At 40.4% G+C, this 24814-nt stretch carries 25 protein-coding genes and 1 pseudogene; 13 read left to right on the top strand and 13 right to left on the bottom strand.

Annotation, left to right across the window (positions count from 1 at the left end; translation table 11 throughout):
* Nucleotides 1-47: 47 nt before the first annotated feature.
* From ASG14_RS04920 to ASG14_RS04900, 6 genes are all read left to right on the top strand, one after another.
* Nucleotides 48-947, top strand: a complete 900-nt coding sequence (locus ASG14_RS04920; protein WP_157274836.1) for an AraC family transcriptional regulator — start codon at nucleotides 48-50, stop codon at nucleotides 945-947.
* A gap of 91 nt (nucleotides 948-1038) precedes the next feature.
* Nucleotides 1039-1866, top strand: coding sequence for an SDR family oxidoreductase (locus ASG14_RS04915; protein ID WP_056869881.1), 828 nt, complete (start codon nucleotides 1039-1041; stop codon nucleotides 1864-1866).
* A gap of 156 nt (nucleotides 1867-2022) precedes the next feature.
* Entirely contained in the window at nucleotides 2023-2775 is a 753-nt protein-coding gene (locus tag ASG14_RS04910; RefSeq protein WP_235528521.1) for a hydrolase, read from the top strand.
* Nucleotides 2776-3182: 407 nt separating this feature from the next.
* Nucleotides 3183-3755 carry a pirin-like bicupin family protein gene (locus ASG14_RS04905; RefSeq protein WP_162238706.1) on the top strand — a complete coding sequence of 191 codons (573 nt, stop codon included), beginning with the start codon at nucleotides 3183-3185 and terminating at the stop codon, nucleotides 3753-3755.
* Nucleotides 3752-3886 carry a hypothetical protein gene (locus ASG14_RS20375; RefSeq protein WP_162238705.1) on the top strand — a complete coding sequence of 45 codons (135 nt, stop codon included), beginning with the start codon at nucleotides 3752-3754 and terminating at the stop codon, nucleotides 3884-3886. Before ASG14_RS04905 ends, ASG14_RS20375 begins: the two co-directional genes overlap by 4 nt.
* A gap of 267 nt (nucleotides 3887-4153) precedes the next feature.
* A complete protein-coding gene (locus ASG14_RS04900; protein ID WP_056869879.1) occupies nucleotides 4154-4528 on the top strand; it encodes a VOC family protein in 375 nt (124 codons plus the stop codon).
* A 19-nt stretch (nucleotides 4529-4547) separates the two neighbouring features.
* Here the strand turns inward: ASG14_RS04900 and ASG14_RS04895 are convergent, their stop codons facing one another.
* Both ASG14_RS04895 and ASG14_RS04890 read right to left on the bottom strand, forming a co-directional pair.
* Nucleotides 4548-6482, bottom strand: coding sequence for a sigma 54-interacting transcriptional regulator (locus tag ASG14_RS04895; protein WP_056869878.1), 1935 nt, complete (start codon nucleotides 6480-6482; stop codon nucleotides 4548-4550).
* A gap of 15 nt (nucleotides 6483-6497) precedes the next feature.
* Nucleotides 6498-7403 carry a sensor histidine kinase gene (locus ASG14_RS04890; RefSeq protein ID WP_082491343.1) on the bottom strand — a complete coding sequence of 302 codons (906 nt, stop codon included), beginning with the start codon at nucleotides 7401-7403 and terminating at the stop codon, nucleotides 6498-6500.
* 690 nt (nucleotides 7404-8093) lie between these two features.
* On the opposite strand from ASG14_RS04890, the gene ASG14_RS04885 reads away from it, so the two are divergent.
* Nucleotides 8094-10415 carry a sensor histidine kinase gene (locus ASG14_RS04885; protein ID WP_056869876.1) on the top strand — a complete coding sequence of 774 codons (2322 nt, stop codon included), beginning with the start codon at nucleotides 8094-8096 and terminating at the stop codon, nucleotides 10413-10415.
* A 254-nt stretch (nucleotides 10416-10669) separates the two neighbouring features.
* Here ASG14_RS04885 and ASG14_RS04880 read toward each other — a convergent pair whose 3' ends face one another.
* From ASG14_RS04880 to ASG14_RS04870, 3 genes are all read right to left on the bottom strand, one after another.
* The gene (locus tag ASG14_RS04880; RefSeq protein ID WP_157274835.1) at nucleotides 10670-11185 is read right to left on the bottom strand and encodes a cupin domain-containing protein; all 516 of its coding nucleotides are present in this window, start codon (nucleotides 11183-11185) and stop codon (nucleotides 10670-10672) included.
* 139 nt (nucleotides 11186-11324) lie between these two features.
* Entirely contained in the window at nucleotides 11325-12584 is a 1260-nt protein-coding gene (locus ASG14_RS04875; protein ID WP_082491339.1) for an epoxide hydrolase family protein, read from the bottom strand.
* A 71-nt stretch (nucleotides 12585-12655) separates the two neighbouring features.
* Nucleotides 12656-13513, bottom strand: coding sequence for an SDR family oxidoreductase (locus ASG14_RS04870; protein ID WP_056870246.1), 858 nt, complete (start codon nucleotides 13511-13513; stop codon nucleotides 12656-12658).
* A 252-nt stretch (nucleotides 13514-13765) separates the two neighbouring features.
* Here ASG14_RS04870 and ASG14_RS04865 point away from each other — a divergent pair, with 252 nt between their 5' ends.
* Complete coding sequence (locus ASG14_RS04865) at nucleotides 13766-14800, top strand: aldehyde reductase (protein WP_056869874.1); 1035 nt, start codon at nucleotides 13766-13768, stop codon at nucleotides 14798-14800.
* A 48-nt stretch (nucleotides 14801-14848) separates the two neighbouring features.
* Entirely contained in the window at nucleotides 14849-15649 is an 801-nt protein-coding gene (locus tag ASG14_RS04860; RefSeq protein ID WP_056869873.1) for an AraC family transcriptional regulator, read from the top strand.
* 124 nt (nucleotides 15650-15773) lie between these two features.
* Here ASG14_RS04860 and ASG14_RS20670 read toward each other — a convergent pair.
* The 3 genes and pseudogenes from ASG14_RS20670 to ASG14_RS04840 form a co-directional block, all read right to left on the bottom strand.
* A pseudogene (locus ASG14_RS20670) lies at nucleotides 15774-16669 on the bottom strand (transporter).
* 286 nt (nucleotides 16670-16955) lie between these two features.
* Nucleotides 16956-17342, bottom strand: coding sequence for a hypothetical protein (locus ASG14_RS04845; protein WP_056869870.1), 387 nt, complete (start codon nucleotides 17340-17342; stop codon nucleotides 16956-16958).
* A gap of 164 nt (nucleotides 17343-17506) precedes the next feature.
* Nucleotides 17507-18145, bottom strand: a complete 639-nt coding sequence (locus ASG14_RS04840) for a Crp/Fnr family transcriptional regulator (RefSeq protein WP_235528520.1) — start codon at nucleotides 18143-18145, stop codon at nucleotides 17507-17509.
* A 506-nt stretch (nucleotides 18146-18651) separates the two neighbouring features.
* Here ASG14_RS04840 and ASG14_RS04835 point away from each other — a divergent pair.
* The 4 genes from ASG14_RS04835 to ASG14_RS04820 all read left to right on the top strand — a co-directional run bounded on the left by ASG14_RS04835 (nucleotide 18652) and on the right by ASG14_RS04820 (nucleotide 21543).
* Nucleotides 18652-19185, top strand: coding sequence for a YceI family protein (locus ASG14_RS04835; RefSeq protein WP_056869869.1), 534 nt, complete (start codon nucleotides 18652-18654; stop codon nucleotides 19183-19185).
* 243 nt (nucleotides 19186-19428) lie between these two features.
* Entirely contained in the window at nucleotides 19429-19833 is a 405-nt protein-coding gene (locus tag ASG14_RS04830) for a nuclear transport factor 2 family protein (RefSeq protein WP_056869868.1), read from the top strand.
* 89 nt (nucleotides 19834-19922) lie between these two features.
* Nucleotides 19923-20918 (top strand): hypothetical protein, encoded by a 996-nt coding sequence (locus ASG14_RS04825; protein ID WP_056869867.1) that lies wholly within the window; start codon nucleotides 19923-19925, stop codon nucleotides 20916-20918.
* Nucleotides 20919-21177: 259 nt separating this feature from the next.
* Entirely contained in the window at nucleotides 21178-21543 is a 366-nt protein-coding gene (locus tag ASG14_RS04820) for a hypothetical protein (protein ID WP_056869866.1), read from the top strand.
* Between the two features lie 5 nt (nucleotides 21544-21548).
* Here the strand turns inward: ASG14_RS04820 and ASG14_RS04815 are convergent, their stop codons facing one another.
* From ASG14_RS04815 to ASG14_RS04795, 5 genes are read right to left on the bottom strand one after another with little or no spacing between them, the layout of a single operon-like run.
* On the bottom strand, nucleotides 21549-22760 hold the full coding sequence (locus ASG14_RS04815) for a DUF3570 domain-containing protein (protein ID WP_056869865.1): 1212 nt from the start codon (nucleotides 22758-22760) through the stop codon (nucleotides 21549-21551).
* 12 nt (nucleotides 22761-22772) lie between these two features.
* Entirely contained in the window at nucleotides 22773-23003 is a 231-nt protein-coding gene (locus ASG14_RS04810) for a DUF4266 domain-containing protein (RefSeq protein WP_056869864.1), read from the bottom strand.
* A 2-nt stretch (nucleotides 23004-23005) separates the two neighbouring features.
* Nucleotides 23006-23938: an FAD:protein FMN transferase gene (locus ASG14_RS04805; protein WP_056869863.1), complete on the bottom strand. Its 933-nt coding sequence runs from the start codon at nucleotides 23936-23938 to the stop codon at nucleotides 23006-23008.
* A gap of 8 nt (nucleotides 23939-23946) precedes the next feature.
* Entirely contained in the window at nucleotides 23947-24375 is a 429-nt protein-coding gene (locus ASG14_RS04800; RefSeq protein WP_056869862.1) for a thioredoxin family protein, read from the bottom strand.
* Nucleotides 24376-24380: 5 nt separating this feature from the next.
* The gene (locus tag ASG14_RS04795; RefSeq protein WP_056869861.1) at nucleotides 24381-24746 is read right to left on the bottom strand and encodes a ubiquinol-cytochrome c reductase iron-sulfur subunit; all 366 of its coding nucleotides are present in this window, start codon (nucleotides 24744-24746) and stop codon (nucleotides 24381-24383) included.
* Nucleotides 24747-24814: the final 68 nt, after the last annotated feature.

Below are 24814 nucleotides of genomic sequence, written 5' to 3'. Positions count from 1 at the left end.
TAAAAAATCCTGGTTCCATATTTCTTTTACTCATTTAAATCTGTCTTGTGATACCGCAACAAATATTATCTAATTGCCCGTTAGCAAATCTTTCTCACCATAATAATGATATAAATAGTAAATTCTTTTCTGCTTTTCCTATAGTTAATTTTCATAAGGGAAGAACTACTTCTGCGATGATTCATTCGAGAAGAGATTTTTATAAAATTGTTCTAATCTCCGGGCACGCTACCTATTTTTATGGTGACAGACAGGAATCAATTGCGCCGGGCCATTGTTCCTTAGTGTTTACGAATCGTGATGTCCCCTATCGTTGGGAAATCCATAGTGGGGCGTGTGAAGGTTTTAGTTGTATTTTTGCTGACGACTTTCTGCCGTTACATACCTATCTGCGTCCTGCGGACTGGTCTGTATTTGATTCGAACGGGCAATGTTTTTTTCATCTCGACCAGGATCAGACAAGCATATTTAAATCGGTTTTCGAAAAAATAATTCAAGAGCAGTCGTCAACCTATGCTAGTAAATATAACCTGATTTTTATCTACCTGTTAGAATGTATTCACCTTGCACTTAAACTTTGTCCAGCATCACCCCGTATTATCAATTCCCCTTCAGGGCGTATTACAGAAGCATTTTACGCAATCTTATCTGAACAATTCCCGGCGGGACTCAGTAGAAACGAACGATTCAGAACAGCCAGAGACTTTGCTGATCAGATTGGTATTCACGTGAATTACCTGAATCGAACATTAAAGACGACAACAGGTAAAACAACAACGCAACTGATAGCTGAACGTACCATTCAGCAGGCACGGGCATTATTATTATATTCCGACGATTCTATAAGCCAGATTAGTTATCGGCTGGGCTTTGAAGAGCCGACACATTTTGCTCAGTTTTTTCATAAGCACACCCAGTTAACGCCTTCAAGTTTACGACAGATTTGATTTATAACAGTTCCGGGTTGAATCTTGTTAGCATCAACTTTAGAACACTTCTATTTTTGCCGGATAGATTAAAAAAATTAAATTATTTCATATGAAAACATGGTTTATCACCGGCACTTCTACCGGTATGGGGCGAATGCTTACAGAAAAATTATTAGCTCAAGGTCATAGGGTCGCAGCGACAATTAGAAAGCCCGGCGCACTTGACGAACTCAAACAAAAATATCGCGAACGCTTATTGGTTTTCACATTGGATGTTACAGATCCGGTAGCTGTAAAAGAGGTCGTTAATTTAGCATTTAGCGAGCTGGGAAGAATTGATGTTATTGTAAACAACGCTGGTTATGCGCTGTTTGGTGCAGCAGAAGAGTCAACCGATGAACAGATTAGCCATCAGTTTGAAACAAATCTTTTTGGCTCTATCCGTGTTATACGCTCCGCCCTACCTCATTTACGTGCACAGGGGGGTGGAAATATCTTACAACTATCATCTTCTGCCGGTCAGACAGTTTATCCGGCGTACAGTTATTATAATTCAAGCAAGTGGGCTATCGAAGGCTTCTGCGATACTTTAGCATTTGAGGTAGCGGCATTTAATATCCATATTACAATTATTGAACTAGGGGCCCATAAAACATCATTCGGAGCCGGAATAGTAGATTCACCAATCCACAATGCTTATGATCAAACGATTGTTGGAGAGATGCGCAGGATGATAGCAGCCGGAAACTTTAAGATTCGGGGAGATGTAGATTTGTCCAGCCAGGCCATGATCGATATTGTTAATTTAGAGTCGCCACCAAGACGACTGGCACTGGGAGCAGATGCATATCAGCATATGAGGGAGGCTCTTAAGACCCGGTTAGAAGCGCTTGAGGCACAAGAAGATATCGCGATGGCAAGTGAAATACCAGATTAATATGGGAATAAGAATTGGTTAAGTGTCCGTTGTATAAATTGATTGTTTTTAGAATAGATCAAGAGTTTAAGTTGTATTTGGTCAATTACATTTCTTGTTTGAAATCAACGCAGAACATTTATGTTCTTCTCAATTTGCGTTCATCAAAATAAGTATATGAAAACAAAATCAAACTCTTTAGGAACCGCCGCCTTGATGAAGTCGGCCAGTTCAATTTGCGTTGCAGTCCTGATCTTATTCTCAGGTATATCTTTAAAAGCGCAAACCAATCCCAAGCAAGGACTTGGAGCTTTGTTGACTCCCGAAAATTGTGTTCTACTGTTGATAGACCATCAGCCGTTTCAGTTCGCAACTATTGGTAGTCACAATACACAAGCGATTCTGAACAACTCCATTATGTTGGCAAAAACCGCTAAAGTATTCAAAGTTCCTACCTTGCTGACCACAGTCATTGCGGATCGTGGCGGTAAGATCGCACAAGGAATTCAGGATGTTCTTCCTGATCAAAAGCCGATTGACCGCACGTTTATTAATGCATGGCAGGACGATCGCATTTCGGGTTGGGTAAAAAAATCCGGTAAAAAGAAGATCGTCATTGCAGGTCTGTGGACCGAGGTTTGTGTGGCTATGCCAGCCATTCAGGCCTTAGGTGAAGGTTATGAAGTATATGTTATCACTGATGCCTCTGGTGGTGTATCGACAGAAGCGCATGAGGTCGCGATACAACGTATGGTGCAGGCTGGCGTAGTCCCTATTACAACTATTGTTTTTCAGGCTGAACTGCAGCGTGACTGGGCTCGCGGAGAAACAGCTGCGGGTATTATTCCGATAATGTTCCAGCACGAAGGTTCATTAGGTACTTCGTTGCAATGGGAGTTCGAGCTTCAAAAAGCCGGCGGGAAAAAGTAATCAAAGGACTACAAAAATTTATTTAAGGTTATCGGGGTGAAGACTCCTGCCAAGCATACCTCGGTTCTTGCCAGTTTGTGCTTCACCCCGGTTCCTGTATGATATTTTTTAAGTACATAAGCCTAAACAGAAGCTCCATTCTGAAAACAGTTGGCTCCAAATCCCGCAGAAGTCGTTTACATCGTCCTGATACATTTTAGAAAGTCAGTTATTTGTATCCTCAGGTTTAAAGAAATTTCTGGATCACGTATTCCACAGGAACCAAATTGATGTATGTCAAGTACTTTTCTTATTCCACATCAACGTTCAGTCTCAGAGATCTCTCCACTTTTGCCTAAATTAATTTTCATATAGTTAGCTAACTATATGAAATGATTTATGAAAAGCTTATTAGATCTTCGAAAATAATGAAAAACATAACTTATCTACCCGCATCGACAAGGGGAAATACAAATACAGGCTGGCTTAACGGCTATCATTCCTTTAATTTTGAACCTTCATCTGATCCCCTCAGAGCGGCATTTGGACCATTAATCGTTCTAAATCAAGATACTGTTCAACCAGATGCAGGTTTTGGTTTGCATGGACACCGAAATATGGAAATTATTTCTATTCCCCTATCCGGCACCATCACACACACGGACAGCACTGGTAATGCTACAAAAATCAGTTTAGGAGATATACAGGTCATGAGTGCAGGCAGTGGAATTTACCATAGTGAATTCAACAATAGCCGGGAAGAACTGGAATTTTTACAGATCTGGATCCGACCGGAAAGAATGAATGTAGTTCCCAGATATCAGCAAAAGACCGTTACATCAGAGCGCGTCAATTCCTTTGAAGAGCTGGTTGGCCCGGGCCCCAAAGAAGAAGGGCTTTGGGTTTATCAGGCAGTTCATTTAAGTTTGGGTAATTTCGAGCCTGGGAGAATGGCCGATTATGTTGTGAACGCAGAAGAAAACGGGGTTTACCTTTTATGATTAGCGGTGAAGGAAAAACCGCAGGCCACACACTAAGGTCGGGCGATGCGCTAGCTGTAAGGCACTTGAAGAACATTCGCTTAGAAATTACCGCTCATGCCAGAATTCTGGCCATTGAAGTTCCGCTTTAAAGCCGATTTATAAGATAATCTATCTCGTCAGTTTGTCTATAGCAGGAAGTGCGTGTAAAGCTGTAATTGATTTACAGGAGTCCACTTCCTGTTTAAACACTTTAGCACGCCGTGGTAATTCGTAAAGATACCTGGACTGCAACGTCTCATAGTTGAACCGACCTTTCATCAGAGTTCCAATAATCAAAGGAGGCCTTGACATTTATCAATTCAAATTCTTATCCGAAGTCAATCGCTAATAATTTGCTCAATGGCATTTTTGTAAGAATGAAAAACGCGTACGGAATAAAGAAAATTTCACTTCGGGTAAACGAAAAGGAATTACTTGTTTACACCACCCTGGCAGAAAAAGCGGTCGGGTACAGAAAACTTCTGGCAGATCACGGATTGGTTGTCTACTTACAGGCTGACGGAACGACGATCGAACTTTTCGGACCTGGATCGGTTTATCCCGAATATCTGTTTTCAGGATCCGATTCGGTAGTAAGTTACAGGGTTTCAGATATTGAGACCACCGTTTCCGAACTGGAGCGGACAGGTGCAAAGACCTTGTCACCAATTCAAAGAGGGACTTCCGGTTACAGATTTTGCCACCTGGCCATTAATGGCAAGGCAGTATTTGGTGTATTTGAAAATGTTTAATCAATTTCATCCCTAAGCTTTAGTGATCAAGATAAAGATCTTTTCTGATGCCAAGTTTTTTCATTTTCGATGTAAGTGTACTTGGCGGTAATCCCAATATTTCTGCTGCACCGCCATTGCCGGTAATTTTCCCTTTGCACTTCTTAAGTACTGAAAGGATGTATTCGCCCTCAATCTGTTCCAGGGTTTTATGTTTGGCGGGAACATCTGTCGGATTTACAGTGTGTGAAGCTACAGCAGGAATCTCAACAGATTCAATTGCGGTACTTCGCGTTCTGATAAGCGTCCTTTCCATCAGATGTTCCAGTTCCCTAATGTTGCCGGGCCAGTGATATTCCGAGAGCTGTCTTAAGGCGCTGCGGCTAAGATCCGGTATTTCGATGCGATTGAGCTTGAGCGCACTATTGGCAAGGAAGTGTCTCGAGAGTAATTCTATATCTTCCTTCCTGTCCCTTAAAGGTGGTAGTGTAATTGGGTAAACATTCAGTCGATAGAAAAGGTCCAGCCGAAAACGTCCTTCTGCTACTTCTTTTTCAAGGTTACGATTTGTTGCAGCGACCAAGCGAAAATCAACCTTAATCGTGCGGCTGCTGCCAATACGTTCAAATTGCTTTTCCTGAAGTACTCTTAGCAACTTTACCTGCGAATCTAATCCCAGTTCGCCTACTTCATCAAGAAAAATGGTGCCATTGTGGGCGGCTTCGAATTTTCCGATTCGTTTTTCGAGTGCTCCGGTAAAAGCGCCCTTTTCATGCCCGAAAAGCTCCGATTCTATCAGGTCGGCTGGTATGGCCGCACAGTTTACAGTTACGAAAGGCGCATCTTTTCGTGAGGAAAGCAGATGGAGGTTTCGGGCCACCATTTCTTTACCCGTACCGCTCTCGCCTAAAATAAGTACCGGAACCGGTGTATCAGCCACCATTTCAAGACTATCCAGCACGTGCAACAAAGCTGCGCTCTTCCCGTAAATTCCTTTAAATTTCGGGTCTGCATTTAATGGCTCTATCCTTGAGGCCCGCCGTAGCACTTTTGATTCATTATGATCTTCAACAGAGGAAATTTGGCTGAAGAGTTTACACACTGCGCTTTGCGCTTTTAATAGTAATGATTTATGGGTATGGTCATATGCATTTTCTATCTTATTGAAGAACTCCATTTTGAGGATCCCAAAGTCAGTTCGGCAAACAAAATACAGGAATGAATTCAGTCCGTATATTGAACCTTTGTCTTGAATTGTTAAATCTTTGATAAATTCGCTCATTTCTCCTCCAAAGATTACGCTGGCATCAGCGGACTCAGGTGTATTTTCCCGGTAGTCATACTGATCTAAAAAATCACAGGGCTGCTTTGGCTCTGGTATTGGAAAAAGCTGATATTCATTAAAACCAGTACGAAAAAAACTGCCTGAACTTTGTTTTTTTGTTCCATAAGGTTCAAAACAGTAGGCTAAATAGTCAAATGGAATTAGTGACTGGAATACGTTTGGAATCCTGGTAAGTTTATCTTTATAAGCTATTTCCGCCTCCATTAGTGATTTCAGACCCTGCATAAACAGCATTTCGCGCTGTGAAGCGAACTGCCTGTTGCTTTCATGCTTGTCGCGGGCAATGTCAAGCATAATGAGCAGATCTTTTTCCCTAAACGGCTTAACTATAAATCCATAAGGCTGGGTTGCTTTGGCAACCTCAAGGACAGCCTGATTGGTATTCGCAGAAATGTAAATGAATCCAATACCCCTTTCCTGAAGAAACGGTGCCAGCTCAGTTCCCATTGAGTTATCCTGCAAAAAAATATCCAGTAATACCCAATCGGGCTTATCATGTTCAATAGCAGCTTTAGCCGCCTCAACGGTATCAGCAGTGGCGCAGACGACATATCCTGCATTTTCCATGATGCTGGATAAGTCATTTGCCACAATGAATTCATCCTCAACAATTAATAGCTTCTCATTCATACTAATAATATAGCTTTACTGGCCGGCGCTAAAGTGACCGGATTTTTTTATTGTAGCTTTAAAATCGATAGCAATTTCCAGCTCATCTTTCTGTGTGATTTCAAACCGGCCCTTCATCTGTTTGGAAAGGCCGGCAATCAGCGTCTTTCCCAAGGTTTTCGAGGAATAGAAATCAAAACCTTTCGGCAGTCCTATTCCGTCATCGGAATAAACAAGCCGGTAATTTAAATTGTCCTCAGACGACAACGTTATTTTTACGAAACCCTCTCGTTCACCCGGAAATGCAAATTTCAACGAATTGGTAATCAACTCATTGATGATTATTGCGAAAGGAATTGCGACTGTAGGATCAACTTTCAAAGAAACGAGATTCATTTCAAATTGCACACGTTTTCCGCAATTAAATTCATCAATAAGAAAGTCAGCCAGTTCCTTAATACAGCACGACATCTCAATGACCGCGGAAGAAGCATGCTGGAACAACTTCTGGTGTACCAGTGAAAGCGCAAACAGGCGGTACTTGGTTTGATACAAAATCTCAAGACCATTTTTATCATTGGCAAAAGATAATTGACCATTAATCAGGCTGCTCAATATCTGAAGATTGTTTTTTATCCGGTGGTGCATTTCAGATTCAACATATTCGTTTCTCTCCGTTAATTTTTTGATGCTGTACCCTAATTTCTCATTCTCGGTTTTCAATGACTCAATATTTATCCTGTCAGTACTTCTTAGCCTGTTTAAGAGGTAGTTCCAGAATAACAGAAGAACCAATAAGGCAAAGAGCAGTAGCAAGCCCGAAGTGATATAAGTGTTTGATTGCCGACTTATCAAACATATTCCGGAAGACATTTTTATGCCGGGTATGCCGGTAGGTCCACCGGATGTTGTGATGAATAAGAAGCCTGTTTTAGTGTTCATGCTTTATATTTTTTTGCACCTGGAGGCGTTAATGAAATTTGATTTTGAGCAGAACCAGTTATAGCAGTTCTTCAAACAATTCTTTTCTAATAAGTTACCAAAATCGTTGGGATAACAATTAATTGCCAATTGGTGAAAATTCTTTTAAGTTCAATCCTCTCCGGGATTTTAGTCTGCCATTTAGTATAATATGTTTTCTTATCGATACTTCCCGGGGTTTAAACTGAGACAGCTTTTCACTGTACATTTATCCTTCTGAACTTCCGTCACTAAGTTGCCAATGAATTGGCAGGGGAATATTGATCTAAAACAGAAAACAGTATTGACTTTTGTCAAGTTGAATGTTGGCATAATTTGTTTATGGTCAATTTAGCTATCATCCTATCGGCAACATAATAAGTTGCCAGCCAACAAGCTCATCTAACAGAGCCGCTGGTAGGTACACAGCATAAACTATTAACTCCATCCCGCACCACGCCCCAATACTTATTTACCTCTCAGAACTATCTTAAATCGCTTTATAATACAAATTACTAACACAAATATTCATACGTCAATTTTCTTCTTGATTATTTTTGATTTTGGTCAAAATAGTGATGTTCTCTGGTTCAAAAAGCCCGTTAAATAAAACATAATATGATATTTGAAAGCAAATGGCGATATTTATTTCCGGGATATACATGCATTCAGATGATTTCTTTCTTTAGAAAGTGCTGCGCGTTTAAATTTTTCTTCTGGATTATCCTTAAGAGTAATTTTGTCTATGCACAAAAGACTCAGGACCAGGCCGCTCATAAACTATTAGTTGAAAGGTCCGCACTATGGGATAAGGCAAAAATAGCAAGTAAAGATCTGGAGCTGGCACAACATTATATTGATAAAGCGGGGGAAAGCAAAGAAGATATACTCTTAGCACAAAAATACTGCTCAGAGGCGCTTAAGACATCCCGGGAGAAGAATCTGCTCCTTCAGACCATTAGGGGGTATACCATTCAGGCACAGATAAAACGGGAAAAGGGTGATCAAAAATCAGGTAACCAGTTTGCTGATCTGGCCGTTTCCCAAGCCAGCAAAATTACCGATCCGGCAACTCTGGCTTCAGTGTACTTTGAGAAATCAAGTTATTATGAGATATCAAACGATGCTGATCTCAAGACGAAGATTAAATTTTACGAACTGGCCTGTAACCATCTCAAAAAGTGTAATCCGAACACGCTCAAACTAGCAGATGCGTTGAAGTATTTAGGTGATCTTTATGGATTAAACCGTGGGAAAGATGCCGCTGCCCTTGCCTGTCTTTTCGAATCACTTGCGATTTACAAAGCCAATCATTACAAACAACTTCACGATATTTATGATCTTATCGGCTACGATCTTGCAAGAATGGAGCGCAGGCGTGAAGGGCTGAAATACACATTGATGGCTGTCCGCACCGCAGAAGAGCTGCGGGACAGCAGCATGACCGTATGCACCATTTATAACCGGCTTTCTTATGCCTATAATAATTTAAATCAGGATGCCAAAGCAACCGCTGCAATGGAAAAAGCTGTAATGTATGCCAGGCATAATCGCCAGAATAGTATGGCCGATCTGCTAACCTCCAATCTCGCAGTTACCTATATTCATCTTAAGCAATACGACAGGGCTTTGGAACTCACTCAAAAAGCACTGGCTGCAGGGCCCGAGGATCCGAAGATCAGGTTACTCTTCAAAATCGATCAGGTGAGGATTTATACGGCGATGGGCAAACTTAAGAGCGCTTCTCTTGCCTATCGGAACGCACAGCAACTCAGCTCAGCAGCTGTACATTCTGTTATCATCCAGGAATTGATGTGTGAGGCGGGTATAAAGCTTTTTATGAGTTTGAAAAACTATAAAAAGGTAGATTCACTTATAAACAACTACCGTGGGATTAACGCAAAAACCGGCAACTTTATGGCTATGGCGCATGCGGAACAATATGCTTATCAATCAGATTCGCTTCAACAAAGGTTCAAAGAGGCTTTTTTTCATCATCAGGCCTATACAAGGTTGAATGATTCATTGGTCAACCGAAATCATGACAAGGAAACCGCCGCCCTTCAGTTGCAGTTCGAGACAGAAAAAAAAGATCGTGATATTGCGCTTAAAGCAAAAGACATTCAAATGCTGACTAAGCAGGCAGATTTAAAAAATGCTGATTTACGCAATCAAACCTTAATACGAAACCTTTCTATGCTTGCTGTAGCTATGTTACTGGGACTTTCAGTAATGATTTATAGCCGCTACAGATTGAAGCGTAGGGCCATAAGTGAACTGGAAGCCCAAAAAAAGGAGATCAATGCCCAGAACGAGTTTCTAAGACAGCTGGTAACCGAACGGGAATGGCTGGTTAAGGAAGTACACCACCGGGTAAAAAATAATTTACAGATTGTTGTGAGCTTATTAAATTCCCAGTCCGGTTTTACTGACAATGTGCTTGCAAAAGAGCTTATCCGGGAGAGTAAGAACCGGATCAACTCGATATCAATAATTCACCAACGACTTTACCAGACTGAAGACATGATAGGTGTGGATATGGCTCAGTATATCCGTGAGTTGGTCGAGATTACCTCTTGCAGTTTTGGTGTCGAGGGGATTATTAATTTCACACTGGAACTTATACCGTTAACCCTCGACGTGTCTCAAGCCGTTCCGGTTGGGCTGATACTGAATGAAGCGCTGACAAATGCCGTTAAATACGCAACTCTGCCTGACCGACAGCCCTCAATCAGGATTGTATTGAGCAAAAATGAGAACCTGGTAAATTTAACAGTCGCCGATAACGGCAATGGTCTGCCTGAACACATAGACCTTAAGAAACCTAATTCACTTGGCTTAATTTTAATGAGTGGACTAAGCAAACAACTTGGCGGTTGCCTGTTGTACCAGAATAAAAAAGGTCTGGAATTATCCCTTGAGTTCAAGCGTTCTAAACTGTTGGGCGAGCCTTTGATTAAAATGCCGGAGCGCAAAAAAGAGGTTTTTGCCTGAGCAGAATAATTATAGCAGGTTCAGCAGTATTGTAAATCAGTCAACAAGGAGTAGGATTCGCAGAATTGAGCGGATTGACTCAAATCATTTAACCAGGTGTCACAGCGAACTATTAATCTTATTTTACAGCCTGCAGTTGCTCCTATAGTCTAACATGGAATCCTTATAACAATCAGGTTTAGATTAAAATAGCCGCAGTTATTAATAACTACGGCTTTAAGGTTCGATATGAACATAATTTTATGCTTAGCTTATTACAGGTCTAACTGTTCCCCGTTTATAATTGCCATTACCTGATCATCGCTAAGTGGTGGCCCTAAAATATCCATACCGGCATTATAAGCTATCTGCGTCAGTTTAGCCGTATCTTCAACAGTGAGGTTATCTTTAGCAATATCGCTGATAAAAGATTCAAATTCCCCGGGGGCAGTGATTACTGTCATGTGTACGGATTCGTCGCCATATGCTCTCCATGTATGAGGAACGGTCCTGGGCAACATAATTGTATCACCAGCCTTTGCCACCGCGGATTTTTGTGGTGTCCATACGACTATGGTTCCCTGTTTGAGGATAAGAATTTCATCCTCATTGCGATGCAGGTGAACAGGCGGACCAAAATTTTTTGGCGCTTTATAGTCCTGCAACATTACCCTGTCTAATGCTTTCGAACGAGGAATAATGGTCCTCGCCTGTTCGCCCCAGGATGTTGTAGACATATCATCTGATGGATGATCAATTATGAGTGTTCTTGAATTTTGGGTGTTTTTCATTGTGTAAGTGATTGTGGATTTTATTTTTATTGTTCCAGGATTTCTGTCTGCTAAACCCACTCCGACTAACAGGGTAGTTAAAAATTTAACACCTGCAAATTTTCAGGCCTGGATCAGAGTTAATCTTAAATGCCGGAGATCATTTTTTTCGAAAATCCCTGAATGCTTCTCTAAGGTCATCTACATATAGCTGTGGCTGTTCCATTGCCGCAAAATGACCCCCTTTTGGCATTTCTTTAAAACGAACTACATTATATCCACGTTTAGCAACTGAAAGAGGTGCATTAGTAAAAGCGAAATCATATGGATATTTTGAGATCATCGTCGGAACACTAACATAGCCTGGCCATGAGGATTTCATTTCAGTCATTGCTCCACGATAGTACCAGAAACTGCCGTCGATGCCATTATCATTAATGATGTAAAGCATAATATCAGTCAGTAGACGGTCCTTTGATATTACAGCATCAAGGTTACCTTTATTATCCGACCAACTCCAAAATTTTTCAGCTATCCACGCTGCTGTTCCTAAGGGACTATCGTTAAGGGCTACTGCTGGCATCATCGGTTTCCGTGCCTGGAGACGCCAGTAGTCCATACCAGCGGTCCTAAACTCCTCCCCCGCCTTAAAATATGCTTTTTCCTCTGCTGTTTGTTCCTTGGCGGGAACAGGTACACCAGGAAAAAAATTCAGGTGTATTCCTTTTACGGTTTCCGGGTAATTATGACCCAGTAGAATGGTAGCCCCTGCTCCCCAGTCACCGCCCTGAGCATAATAGCTTTTGTACCCGATCACCTCTGTTACAAGCTTATTCCACAAACGCGCAGTTGTTATACCGTTAACGGGTTTACTGGGCATGGATGAAAAACCAAAACCTGGCAATGCAGGGATGATAAGTGTAAATGCGTCCTCAGCTTTTCCGGCATATTTAGACGGATGGGTTAGTGGATCAATAACATCAAAAAATTCAAAAGTGGATCCCGGCCATCCATGTGTGATGACTAATGGCAGTGGATTTTTACCCTCGCCTTTTATAAAGTAGAACTGAATGTCCATATCTTCAACACGCGCTTTGTAAAGGGGGTAGCTGTTCAACAATTTTTCCTGCTTGCGCCAGTCATATTTATTAATCCAGTAATCCTGAAGTCCTGCAAGCCATTTCATATCCATACCAGTCTCCCAGTTGGATTCAGCTCCTTCAGAAGCCGGCATTTGTTTCGGAATCCGTGCATTCTTAACACGCTCCATAACCGAATCCAATCTTGAAGAAGAAACTTTTATTGTAAAGGGCTTCACTAATTCCGGCTGCGCGAAATCAGCCATCTTATCTACGTTTTGGGCCGAAACGATGGCCGCTGAAGTATTTAGTACCATGGTTAATATTATAAGCTTTTTCATAATGATTTTATGGTTGAGAATTATCAATCAGAGGTCCGATAGGATGGCTACCTATGGACCTCAAAGGTTTGTTATGCTGTATATTTTGCTACCCATTTAGCTTTATTGGCAGCTCTTGCCTCTATGAATTCCTTATCGGTTCCTTCAGCGATGGCATCCAGAGGGAAACGCAGCGGACGGGTTCCATCCTGCATGTTCACTAGGGTAAGTATTCCCTCGGCAATCGTTTGAGGATCCATATTGTATTGGGCCATTTTACCAAAAAGGGCACCTCCTATGGCATTGAATTTATCTGTCGCGGCCTGACCATAGGCGGTTGTTATTTCTGGTTTATCCGAATGCACGCCTGCCTTAGAACCATTGGTCATTTCAGTAGGGTAAACACCAGGCTGAATGGTTACATTTTCTATATTATATTCAGCCAGTTCATCCTGTAAGCCTTCAGAGATGGTTTCCACACCGAATTTAGAAGCCAGATAGGGAACCATAAATGGCAAAGTGTGACCACTTGCTCCTGAAGTAATGTTGATTATCAGACCTTTCTTTTGTTTACGCATTGCAGGAAGTACCTCCTGATATGTCCGGATAACGCCGTAGAAATTAACTTCAAACATTTTTTTGATCTGATCGATACTATATGCTTCTAAAAGACCAAACCCTGTTACAGCTGCATTATTTATCAGGACATCAATTTGTCCGTATTTGGCGAGCACGCCAGTGAAGGCGCTTTTGACTGACTCATCATCGGTCACATCAATTTCTACAACATCAACGTTGGGAAGTGCCGCAAGTTCCTGAGCGGGCGACGCATTTTTTCCTGCAACATCACGCATACCTGCAATAATGTGATAACCTGCTTTTGATAGGGTTATGGTAGTCAATTTTCCAAATCCTGTACTTGTTCCTGTGATGAAAATTATCTTTTTCATATTCTTTTCTTGTTTTTGAATACCCAAAGTTGCGCACAACAAGGCACCCCAAAATTGATATTTGATAAAAAGGAACATTGATATATATCAATAACAGGATTGGAAAAACATGTAAACACCCAACAATGCGCCGTAGTATATTTTTCCATTTAACTATAATCACAAGAAGAACCTCACAACAAACAAAAATGAACGCTACAACAAAATATAAGATGCAAAAAAGAAGGAGATTTGCTTAATTAATTTAATACAATGGAAACATTCAAAAATGAAACTGTATTGGTTACCGGAGGATCCGGTTTCGTAGGCAGCTACTGCATTTTACAGTTACTTAGGGAAGGATATACCGTAAGAACTACTATCCGCTCTTTAAATAAGATAAATTCTTTAAAAGCAGCATTATTAGCTGGCAAGGCGGATAACATCACTAACCTTACTTTTTTTGCGGCTGATCTCACTGCTGATGAGGGTTGGGAACAGGCTGTGGAGGGATGCGACTATGTTCTTCATGTGGCTTCACCATTTCCTCCAGGAGAGCCTGAAGATGAAAACGAGTTAATCATTCCTGCAAGGGATGGTGCTTTAAGAGTGTTGCGTGCAGCCCAACAGGCTAAGGTAAAGCGTGTGGTACTAACTTCTTCATTTGCAGCAATAGGTTATTCCATCAATCCTAAAAATCATGTTTTTACCGAATCGGACTGGACAGACACAGCAATAAAACTTCCAGCATACATCAAATCCAAGACATTGGCAGAACTTGAGGCATGGGATTTTATAAAAAACAATCCAGGTGAAACGGAACTTGCGGTCATCAATCCTGTAGGCATATTCGGGCCGGTTTTGGGTAAAACCTTCAGCAGTTCTATATCAATGATTGCGCAGCTGTTGTCTGGAAAGATGCCAGGGACACCTAAGATCTCCTTTGGAGTTGTCGATGTTCGGGACGTAGCGGACATCCACATCAGGGCAATGAAAGATCCGGCGGCAGCGGGGCAAAGATTTCTGGCAACATCAGACGGAACCATTTCATTTCCTGAGGTCGCGAAAATATTAAAAGATGACAAAAATCTACCTGTTGAAAAGGTTCCTTCCAAAGTTCTACCAAACTGGCTGGTAATTTTTTCCTCATGGTTTAAACCGGAATTGAAAGCTGTTGTCCCCCAGCTTGGAATCGTAAAAACAATATCAAATGCAAAAGCCAAATCTGTACTGAACTGGAATCCGAGGCCTAAAGAGACGACCATCAGGGAAACTGCAGAAAGTCTTATAAAATTTAAAGTGATTTAATGCCCATAATTATAGGCTTTTAGGTTTTGATTTCCGAAATTTGAAATTATGATATCTGCACTTGAACATCCTCAGATACTGGTATCCTGTTACTATAAGAAATCTGTAAACGGAGAGGATATAGTCAACCGGCATGCTTTTGCATACCAGATCAGCGGAAGCCTGACTGTTCAGGATGGGCGTGAGAAAGTTACCTTTCAGCCAGGTGACTTTCGTTTTAATGTTCGTAACCGCTTAGCCAAATTTGTTAAACAGCCTGGTGAGCATGATCCTTTTAAATCACTATCAATACAGTTTGACGAACAAACTTTAAGGGATTTCGCTTCCGAGCACCATCTAATTGCGGAAACAACATCTTATGTTCCGCCTTCGTTTCAACTAAAAAAACATCCGCTTCTTCAAAACTTTGTAGATTCATTGCAGCACTCACTACCTTTCTTCAGCGACGGAAACAGCGAGCTGATGAAAGTAAAATTAAAGGAAGCACTTATTGTTCTGCTTAAGGTTCAGCCCGAACTAAAAGATATCCTTTTTAATTTTCAAACGCCGGGAAAAATTAATCTGAAAGCATTTATGGAGCGTAATTTCAGATTTAATCTAAGCCTTGCCCGGTTTGCCTATCTTACCGGTAGAAGCATTTCGGCCTTCAAACGTGACTTTTTCGAGGAGTATGCTATGACACCGGCGAAATGGTTGCAGCAAAAAAGATTAGATGAGGCCTATTATTTGCTGAAGGAAGAAAACTTCAAAACGACTGATGTTTATTCAGAGGTGGGATTTGAAGACCTCTCCCATTTCTCATTTGTATTCAAAAAACATTTTGGAGTTAATCCATCCAGCATATCTTAAGTTTAAAATTTCTGTCTACAAAGCGACATAAACTATATTACGGGGATTTAGCGGGATAAGCTTTGATTTTCGAAACGCATAAAGCCTTCTGGAAACAAGGGTATCATCGAAAATTTATGGAATTTTATTTCGAAAGCGGAATAACGACGCGTAATGTTGGCCTGTTGCCTTCAAAACGATTCCTGGCACCTGTTTCGAAAAACATTTTAGCTTCGATAAGTGCGCCAATAGGAGTAAAATATGCCAAACCCGGGCCGATTCCTAAAACTCGTTCCCTGGTATTTCCAATTCCATACTGATCAGCATAATATTGGGTATTTCCGGAATGGCTGTCCTGGTTTAACTGAGTCAAAAAATAACCAACAGCCTCAATTTTTAATCCCTTAGTCAGCGCATAGTCGATAGAATAGTTACCATTATAATATGCGCCAGGTTTATCAGACTGGCCGATAATATGCGTATTATAATTAAACTGGTTTCGGGTGCTGATGCTAATTTTGTTATTAAGGAAAATTGTAAGGGCGTGATAAATTCCCAAAGTATATAGATGTGAAGATGCATTTACATTGTCCTGCTGTCATAAGCACCGGTAGGAAAGGTTACGTCAAATTCGATACGGTGTGAAAAAGCTTTTCCAAACAATTTTTTATCAGACCATTGGACTGCCGTTCCCTGTACAATGTCCCCGAGTACCCTTGGATTGACAGTTGGCGCAGGTCCGCTTAGGTTAGATGAATTGATTTGAACTACGGGAATGATTACTGTGAAGCCCAGATTCCCGCCCAACAGCTTTACCGGTGTTAGATAAATCAACTGGTTTAATGAGGCCACCGAATTGACCTTCAAATCTGAGGAGATACGCTTGCCGGATCCGTCCCTGAAACGTTTGGTATTAAAAGCCTGAACATAGCTCTGAAATGCCCAGCCGGGTTTTCCAGCAAAGCCGTCATAAACATTGGAAAGTCCGAGATTTGTGGGAGGCAACAGCGGATCCTGGGCGAATGCGTAACCAATATTCATCAATAGCCCGAGAACCAGAGCTATGAAAAATAACCGGTAAGCAAGAACATTGGTTTTGGAAATGACAACTTCAGCGGGTTTAATGATTTTTAAGCCATTATTAGCTGAAAAAGAATGGACAGAAACTTCCTTGAAATTTTCTGCATTTTGCTGATTTGGTAATTGTGTTTTCATACAGCAAACCTAATGCGCTCCGGAAAGTGACCCGATGACTTAAGGCAAGAAATTTGGTTGATAAATATCAATGCAGGGGATAAATAATGCCCTTCTGCATCTATTAGTATGTTTATTTTCCCAAAGCCAGATTCTGGTACAGGCCAATGACTGTTTTATTGCTCAAAAGAACATGGCAATATATAAATGCATTACATACGGTCTCAATACTGCCCAATAGTTGCGCACCTTCATTTTGCACGATTGATATCATTTCAGTTAGATTTTCAACGTTAAAGCCTACGACCACATTTGTGTACTTAAACAAATAATCAGGGTAATTAGATCCAGGTCCGTAGAATTCCATTATTGTACCATCCTCCATACTATAAACGTTGAGGCCCGGCTCGACCGGGATTCTCCTTAACTTAAGCCCTTCGGATAATAGTGTTTTAAACAATTCTCCATCAGGAGTGCCTGTTTTTACGGCAATCCGGTTAATCGTTTTATTCTTTTTCATATGATTTCAATTTAATTAAGCAGAGATTAGCCGTTAAATTGATGGTATTATGATGCAAGCTCATCTCTGGAGACAAAATTGAGTGATCGAAACCATGTGAAAATTGACATAAAATAAAATAGCAATTGATTTACATCAAGTGTTATCAATAAATATATGAGGTACTAGCGCTTTACGATCTGTTTTCTGACACGACTTAAGGTCTCTGCCGTAATCCCCAGATAAGAGGCGATCATGCTCTGCGGAACGCGCATATTCAGGTGAGAGAACTTTTCAAGAAAACTTAAATATTTTTCTTCAGCGGTAAGGCTTATAAATGTATGAATCCTGTTTTGAGCCACAAGGAAACTTTTTTGCAATATGTTGTTGATCATATCGTTAAAAGCAGGTACTTCGATACATAGCCTGTCAAATTTTTCTTTGCTGATCAGCGCTACTTCTGAATCCTCAATTGCATCAATATTGTAAATCGAAGGATGACCCGTCTGAATACTTTCGCGGTCTCCGATCCACCAGTTCTCGATTGCAAAATTTAAGATATGTTCTATTCCTTTTTCATCAACTGTATAGGTTCGCAAACATCCTTTTGTTACAAACGCATGGTTTTTGGCGACGTCGCCTTCCTGTGTAAGGTATTGTCTTTTCCTGACTTTTTTAATAACAGCAACTGAGGCCACCTTTTCCAGTTCCTCTTCTGTATAATTGCCTTTTCCTTTTAAATATGTTTTAAAAACCTCTATCAATGCCTGGTTGTTGTTGTGGTTGAGTAAAAGGACTAAATATAGTGAAATAAGTTTATTCAATAAAAAATCAGTCGCAAATGCATCTCTGGATCATGAGTAGAAAATATTAAAGGAATTCCTGTATACGAACTGTTAATCCTACCGGCCATCGAAATATCGGGCAATTAGATAAAATACTTTAACTCGTTCCATTATATGAATCAAGCCAATCGGCCCCAACTACTTGTTTACATCATTATGTTGTTATGATTTTTTTCTTAACACATTATAGATAAAATTCATAAAAAGATAAAATTGTCTGGCATTGACCAGATAAACTTTAAAGTATTGCCTAACTAAGCTAATTACTGGTTCAGGCTTATGATATAGCTATAGCATGCCTTTGGAATACGAAATGATATTGTTTCATAATTTCCGCATTTATCAGAACGATTAATTGATTTAAGTCAATGTCATTTCTTAAGATTTATCAATCCCTCAGCCTAAGAGACTGCCCATCTTTGCTATGTCAAGTGGCAACACATAAACTAAAATAAATCAATTTTTACAACCTAATTTTTTGAATCATGTCAACATTAACAAAATGGGTATTAGACCCAATGCACTCAGAAGTGCAATTCAAAGTGAAACACCTGTTAATTTCTACCGTTACAGGATCTTTTAAATCTTTTGAAGGGAGTCTGGAAACTGAGAATACAGATTTTACAGACGCAAAAATCTGGTTCAGCTTAGAGGTAAACAGCATCGACACCAACCAGGAACAGCGCGACGGCCACCTTAAATCTGCAGACTTTTTTAATGCCGATGTGTATCCGAAGATCAGTTTTGCTTCAACAGAATTCACCAAAGACGAGGAAAATTATAAGCTGGTGGGTAATCTAACCATCAAAGAGGTGACCAAACCCGTAGTACTTGCTGTGGAGCAGGGTGGTATTGCTGATGATCTTTACGGAAATACAAAAGCCGGTTTTGAGATAACAGGCAAAATAAACCGTAAGGAGTTTGGCCTGTCCTGGGACGGCGTCACCGAATCAGGTTCTATTGTAGTAGGTGATGACATTAAATTACTGATAAATGTTCAGTTTGCCAAACAGGCTTAAAGTTTATTCTATCAGATATTCCACCCGAATTTAAACAGTTCGGGTTTTTTTATACCTGAATGTAGCCGGAACCTGGTAAAGCAATTTCAACTAGTCATGGAATCTTGCCGCCGATAATAATTGTTAAGAATAAGCAAATTGATTTAAATCAAGATGATTTCTTGCTGTATGTCAATTGCTCTGATAAAAGGATTAAACATTTTTGTAGTGTTAACAACAATATAAAATTTTAAAAATAAAAACATGAAAACTGCAAAAGAATTATTACTCGACTATTTAGAGAACATAGGAAACCCTGATTTTCAGATTGAACTTTTTGCCGACGACGCTGTATTTGAATTGCCATATTTAGCTAGCTTAGGTATACCGGCACGTTGGGAAGGTCGTGAAGTGCTTTACAAATTTTTAGGCAATCTGCCAAAAACATTCCCTGGTTTTAAATTTAAAAACATTCAGATTCATATTGATACACCTGAACAGGCTTTCGGTGAATATGAGGCCACTGCTATTATTGCCTCAAATGGCAAAGATTATGCTCAACATTATATGGGCAGAGTTGTCGCTGAAAATGGTAAGATTAAATTGATTCGCGAAGCTTTAAATATGGTACCAGTTGTCAGAGATATTAAGGGCATCGATATTAACTAAAGTTGCTAGAGCCTCCTGCACCCGGATGATATAATCCGTCCTGTGTTGGAGGTTTTTTTATGTCCAATCTTATTTATTAATTTATCCGCATGAAAAACCTTCGCGCATTTTTATTTTGGCTCGTGAATATCATATGCCTTCTTTTTTCTATCAGCAGTTCTGCCCAGCACAAAGAGGCAGGAAAACATTCAATTAATTTACATGAGGTTCAGGTAAGGTATGGTCTTGATTCTTCCAAGCCATTATCGAAGCGAATTACAATTACACCGGATAATATTATTAAAATGTTCAGGGAAGCAGGAATGTCTCCTACAGAACACCAATTGACCAAAGAGGAACTTGCAACAGTTGTCAGCGCAATTTCAAGGCTTCCGTCCTTCTATCAACAAGTTTTGAAGCAACATCTAAAAAGCATTAGTTTTTTGGATAATATGCCTAATACTGCCTTGACGTCTTCAATCACTGGAAATGAAACAGTCAGATTGTACCATATAACTTTCCGTTCGGGCATACTTCATCAAAACATCTCTGAGTGGGTGAGCGAAAAAGAGCGTACTTGTTTTTCAGAAACAGACTCAACAATTTCAATCTCAATCCAGGCGGGTATTTTAAAGGCTTTCAATTATGTCCTGCTTCACGAAGGCACGCACGTCGTTGACGGTTCACTCCAGATTATTTCGGCAGACTCCGTAGCAGGAAGACCACATATGAATGATTTTACCAGAAAGTTCACAAATGGCATCTGGACTAACATTAATACACTTAGCTTTCCAGTTACAGACTCATTAGCAATAAAAAGCAGGTTCCGCAGGGACGGACGAAGATATGATAATACCGAAGCGTTGGAAGTATATTCAGAACTTATGAAAATCCCGTTCGTTTCATTGTATAGCACTGCAAGCTGGCACGAAGACCTCGCCGAGATCTTCACGGTTTATTACCTGACTAAAATCTATAATCAGCCGTTCCGAATTATCATAAAAAAAAACGGGAAAGTAGCTGGAGAATTTGAACCTATGAAATCAGACTTGGTTAAGAGTCGATTAAGCCTCCTTCATCGGCTTTACATAGGGCCTGAATCATGAAGGAATTCAACAATTTGTTTTGATTACGCGCTTGTATAATTCAGTGATTACGTATAAATACAAAGGACAATATTGATAAGCGCAAACAATTTTTTGTAAGCGAATTTCTATCAGTTTCAGTGCAAGGTGGCGTCATTTTGACTACGAGTTAATTTTCAATGTATCAGACGCATATTTAGACCAAATATCATTAACAAAAAGATAGATGTTTTATTAATGATTTAGGTAATTTCATTGCTTAAAATCTTTAATAGAAAAGATGAGTGTCCATATAGGCTTAATGATTTGGAAGGAAATGAAACAGCAAAATCTTTCTGTTTCAGATTTTGCTGTTGCTCTTAACTTTAGTAAAACAAAAGCACAAGAGTTACTCAATGCCGCGACTATCGACATACTTATTCTGGTTCGTATCAGTGAAATCCTTAACTACAATTTTTTCAGCTATTATGAAACTGGAAAGGTCTTCTCAAAGATTGAATTGCATGAAAAAAATAAGCTGACTGCAGAAGTTGATCGGTTGAAGGCTTTGCTCAATGAGAAGAACAAAGCCCTGGAACTTCAGGAAAGGCTTAATAAGATTCAGCTCAGTACAATTTCATTACTGGAAAAAGGACAGTTTAGATAAACACGCTACTTAAATTTAAGGTTTAACGATACAATATTGGACACCAGGCTTGTTGAACGTGAATAGTGGCCATACCTCAACTCAAGCATATTCAGTCTCTGCCATCCAAATACACCTTTGGGTGGGGCGAAGCGGATTCCTGCGCCATAAAAATCACTGATCAATGTGGACAGGTCATAATCGCTGGTAAAATATTGTTCAGATGGCGAATGCTGGCCATAAGGTGCAAAATACTTGGTACCCGCCTGGTTGTTATACCGGTAAAAAGGACTGATCGAAAAGAATGAATTGATTTTAACTGGTATTTCAAGTTCTGCTGTGTGTGCCCTGATGCCCCAATTGTCCATATAGTACCGATAAAAAGTGCGGATGACAAAACGGTCATCCAAAAAGTAGTTCATGCGCAATCCTATAGGAAGCTTATAACGCTTATCCGGTAAAGTTTCCGGGCGTAACGAACCATCGGTGAAGTAATCACGCTGGTATTTTGTAGCAAGCAAGCCTTTCTGATAGGAAGGTTCTAAAATCAGCGACGCCTGAAACTTCTGGTTGATCACCTGGGCCAGGGAGAAAGATGCACTAAAGGAATTTCGTGGTGCAGTATCATACTGTTCTCCGCCCCTTCCAGTGTTTCCGGTTCGCAGTTCTATCGGAAGGATAACGGTCCACTGGTCTAAAAAGGCTTGAAGTTTAAAATCAAACTGGGTATTTTTATCTTTTGATAAACGGGTTAGATTGAAGGCTGCACCCATCGATTGATAATCAAACTCTGTTGAATAAGAGCCTGTAAAGCCAAATGAATTTCCGGTTTCCTCATTGGATTGCGTCCAGTTTAAAGATGGGTAAATACGGGTATCTGCCGAAGAGGCTGAAGAAATGGTGCTTGGATCTATCTTATCAGATGATGCTGAAGTATAGTGATCTACCCCCAATTCGAACAGGAACGTATTTTTCTTTCCATTCTTATTAAATTTCGACATCTGCAAATCAATCGTATTTGCAAAATCGCTTAGTTTCTCGGTACCTATACCTCCTGTAACGGCAGAATTATTACCATCCTGGTGATAATAAGCTGAAACCAGGTTAATTTCATCAATTTTGAGTTTTCTAGACTGATACCTGCTGGTATCTACTTTTGCGGGTGCTGGTTTGGTTTGTGCATAAGTGCTTAAAATACCGAAGTACATAAAAAGCACATGAAGATATATTTTTCTCATTTCTACGGCTAATTAATTACAACCACAACCACCACCACTTTTGCCGCCATTGGCGCCCGATGCACCTTCACGATACAGCTGGAAACTTTGCTCAAATTTTTGAGCCTTCCGGGCAGAAAGAATCATGTCCGCATCGTTAATTTTGCTTTTTTGATAGGGCTTTACACTACTGCAGGAAGTAAGCATACTGCCAAAGAAAATTACAGCCAGCAGGGAAAGAAAAAATGTTTTTGAAATTTTCATAATTATATCACATTAATATTGTTTGAGGTAAAAACCCGATCATAATCGTCAATCACAATACAAGCCACTTGTTTAATCTGGTTAATCAGCTCCAGCCCTACTTTTACACCCATTACCACGACGGGCGTGGCAAGTGCATCAGCAAGTTCAGCACTTGGGCATATAATGCTTACGCTTTTAACGCCACTTACCGGGAGCCCGGTTTTGGGATCTATGGTATGCGAGTAACGCTTGCCATCAATGGTTACATATTTTTCATAACTACCTGAAGTAGCAATTGCCATATCACTGATATTCAGCGCAGAGAATGGCCTGTCGGTTTGTTCGGGATCTGCAATGCCTACTGTCCATGGACGACCATCAATCTGGAAACCCCAGGTAACCAGGTCTCCTGCTGCATTCACAATCCCGCTTTTGATGCCGAGTTTTTGCAGCACCAACTTTGCCTTATCGGCTGCATAGCCCTTTCCAATTCCGCCAAAACCGATACGCATGCCTTTATTTTTAAGCAGAACCGTTGAACGTTCTTTATCCACTATTAGATTCCGATAATCTATAAGTTCAACGGATGCCAATGCCGTCTGCTCATCGGGTAAGCTCGTCATATTCGGATCAAAGTTCCAAAGTCGTTTATCTATCGACCCGTAGGTAATATCGAAAGCACCGTCGGTAATTTCTGATATCCTGATAGACCGCTCGATCAGACTGATCACTTCATCCTCAACTTTTACAGGTAGCAAACCAGCATTTTCGTTTATAAGACTCGTCTGGCTGAAGTCGCTGAAAGTAGTGAGCAGATATTCTATCCGCTTTACTTCTTCTATTGCAGCGTCTATCGCTACATTCCCCTCCCTCCCATGTTCAGCGATTACGGTAAACTCAAAGCGGTTTCCCATGAGTTTAAGTACACGGTTTACAGAAACAGGTTTAGCCATCTTTTTATTTATTTTTTTAGTTTATCTATTTCAGAGACAAATGCCTGTGGACTTTCATCAGGAAAGCCATCCCAGCTTTTAAGCACTTTTCCATTTTCATCAACCAGGACAGTAAAAGGGAACTTACCATCTTTGTTATAGACTTCTGCTAGTGATTCGTTGAGTTGAATTTGTTCCTTGGAAAGCTGGTTTTTCTTCTGCCTTGGAAAATCGGCCCTTACCAGTAAAAGATTGCTGGCTGCGTATTTTTCAAAGCTTGCTGATTCCAAAATTTCTTTTCGGAGGCGAATGCATGGGCCACACCAATCGGAACCTGAAAAATTAATCAGGATTTGCTTATGTGTTACCTTTGCCTGTTTCTGTGCTTCCGTAAAGTTCCCCATCCAGAATGCGGGAATAGTAAATAGCCCCAATAGGGCAACAAAAAGTAGTTTCATAATTTTTAAGAATAAACTTTTAAAGTAGTACCCGTAAGCTGGGTATTATAAACAGTTAAAGAACGTGAAGCCGGACCATTGGTTACTGCGCCGTTTTCAGCAAAGGTTGCGCCATGGTTGGGGCAATAAAAGCGGTTGTTTGCAGATTGATAAGTGAGGGTATAACTTTCATGGGTACACGATCGTTGCACGGCAATATATGCCCCTGCCTTTGTTTTGGCAACGATAATCCCATTTGATACCAACGAACCACCACTACTTAACAAGGCTGCAGAACTGCTGCCATCAGTCTTTTTACAACCCATGCAGTTGAGCAGTGTAAAGGCCGCAGCACTCATCCCGATGTTGCTAAGAAAATCTTTTCTGTCCATGTACTTTTTATAGTTAAAATGAGCAATTCAATAAAATATTCAGTTAATGTCCCGAAGGATAGCCCTTC

This window comes from Pedobacter sp. Leaf194 (genome assembly GCF_001423945.1).
GTDB lineage: Bacteria > Bacteroidota > Bacteroidia > Sphingobacteriales > Sphingobacteriaceae > Pedobacter.
This window is presented reverse-complemented; position numbering and strand designations above follow the sequence as displayed.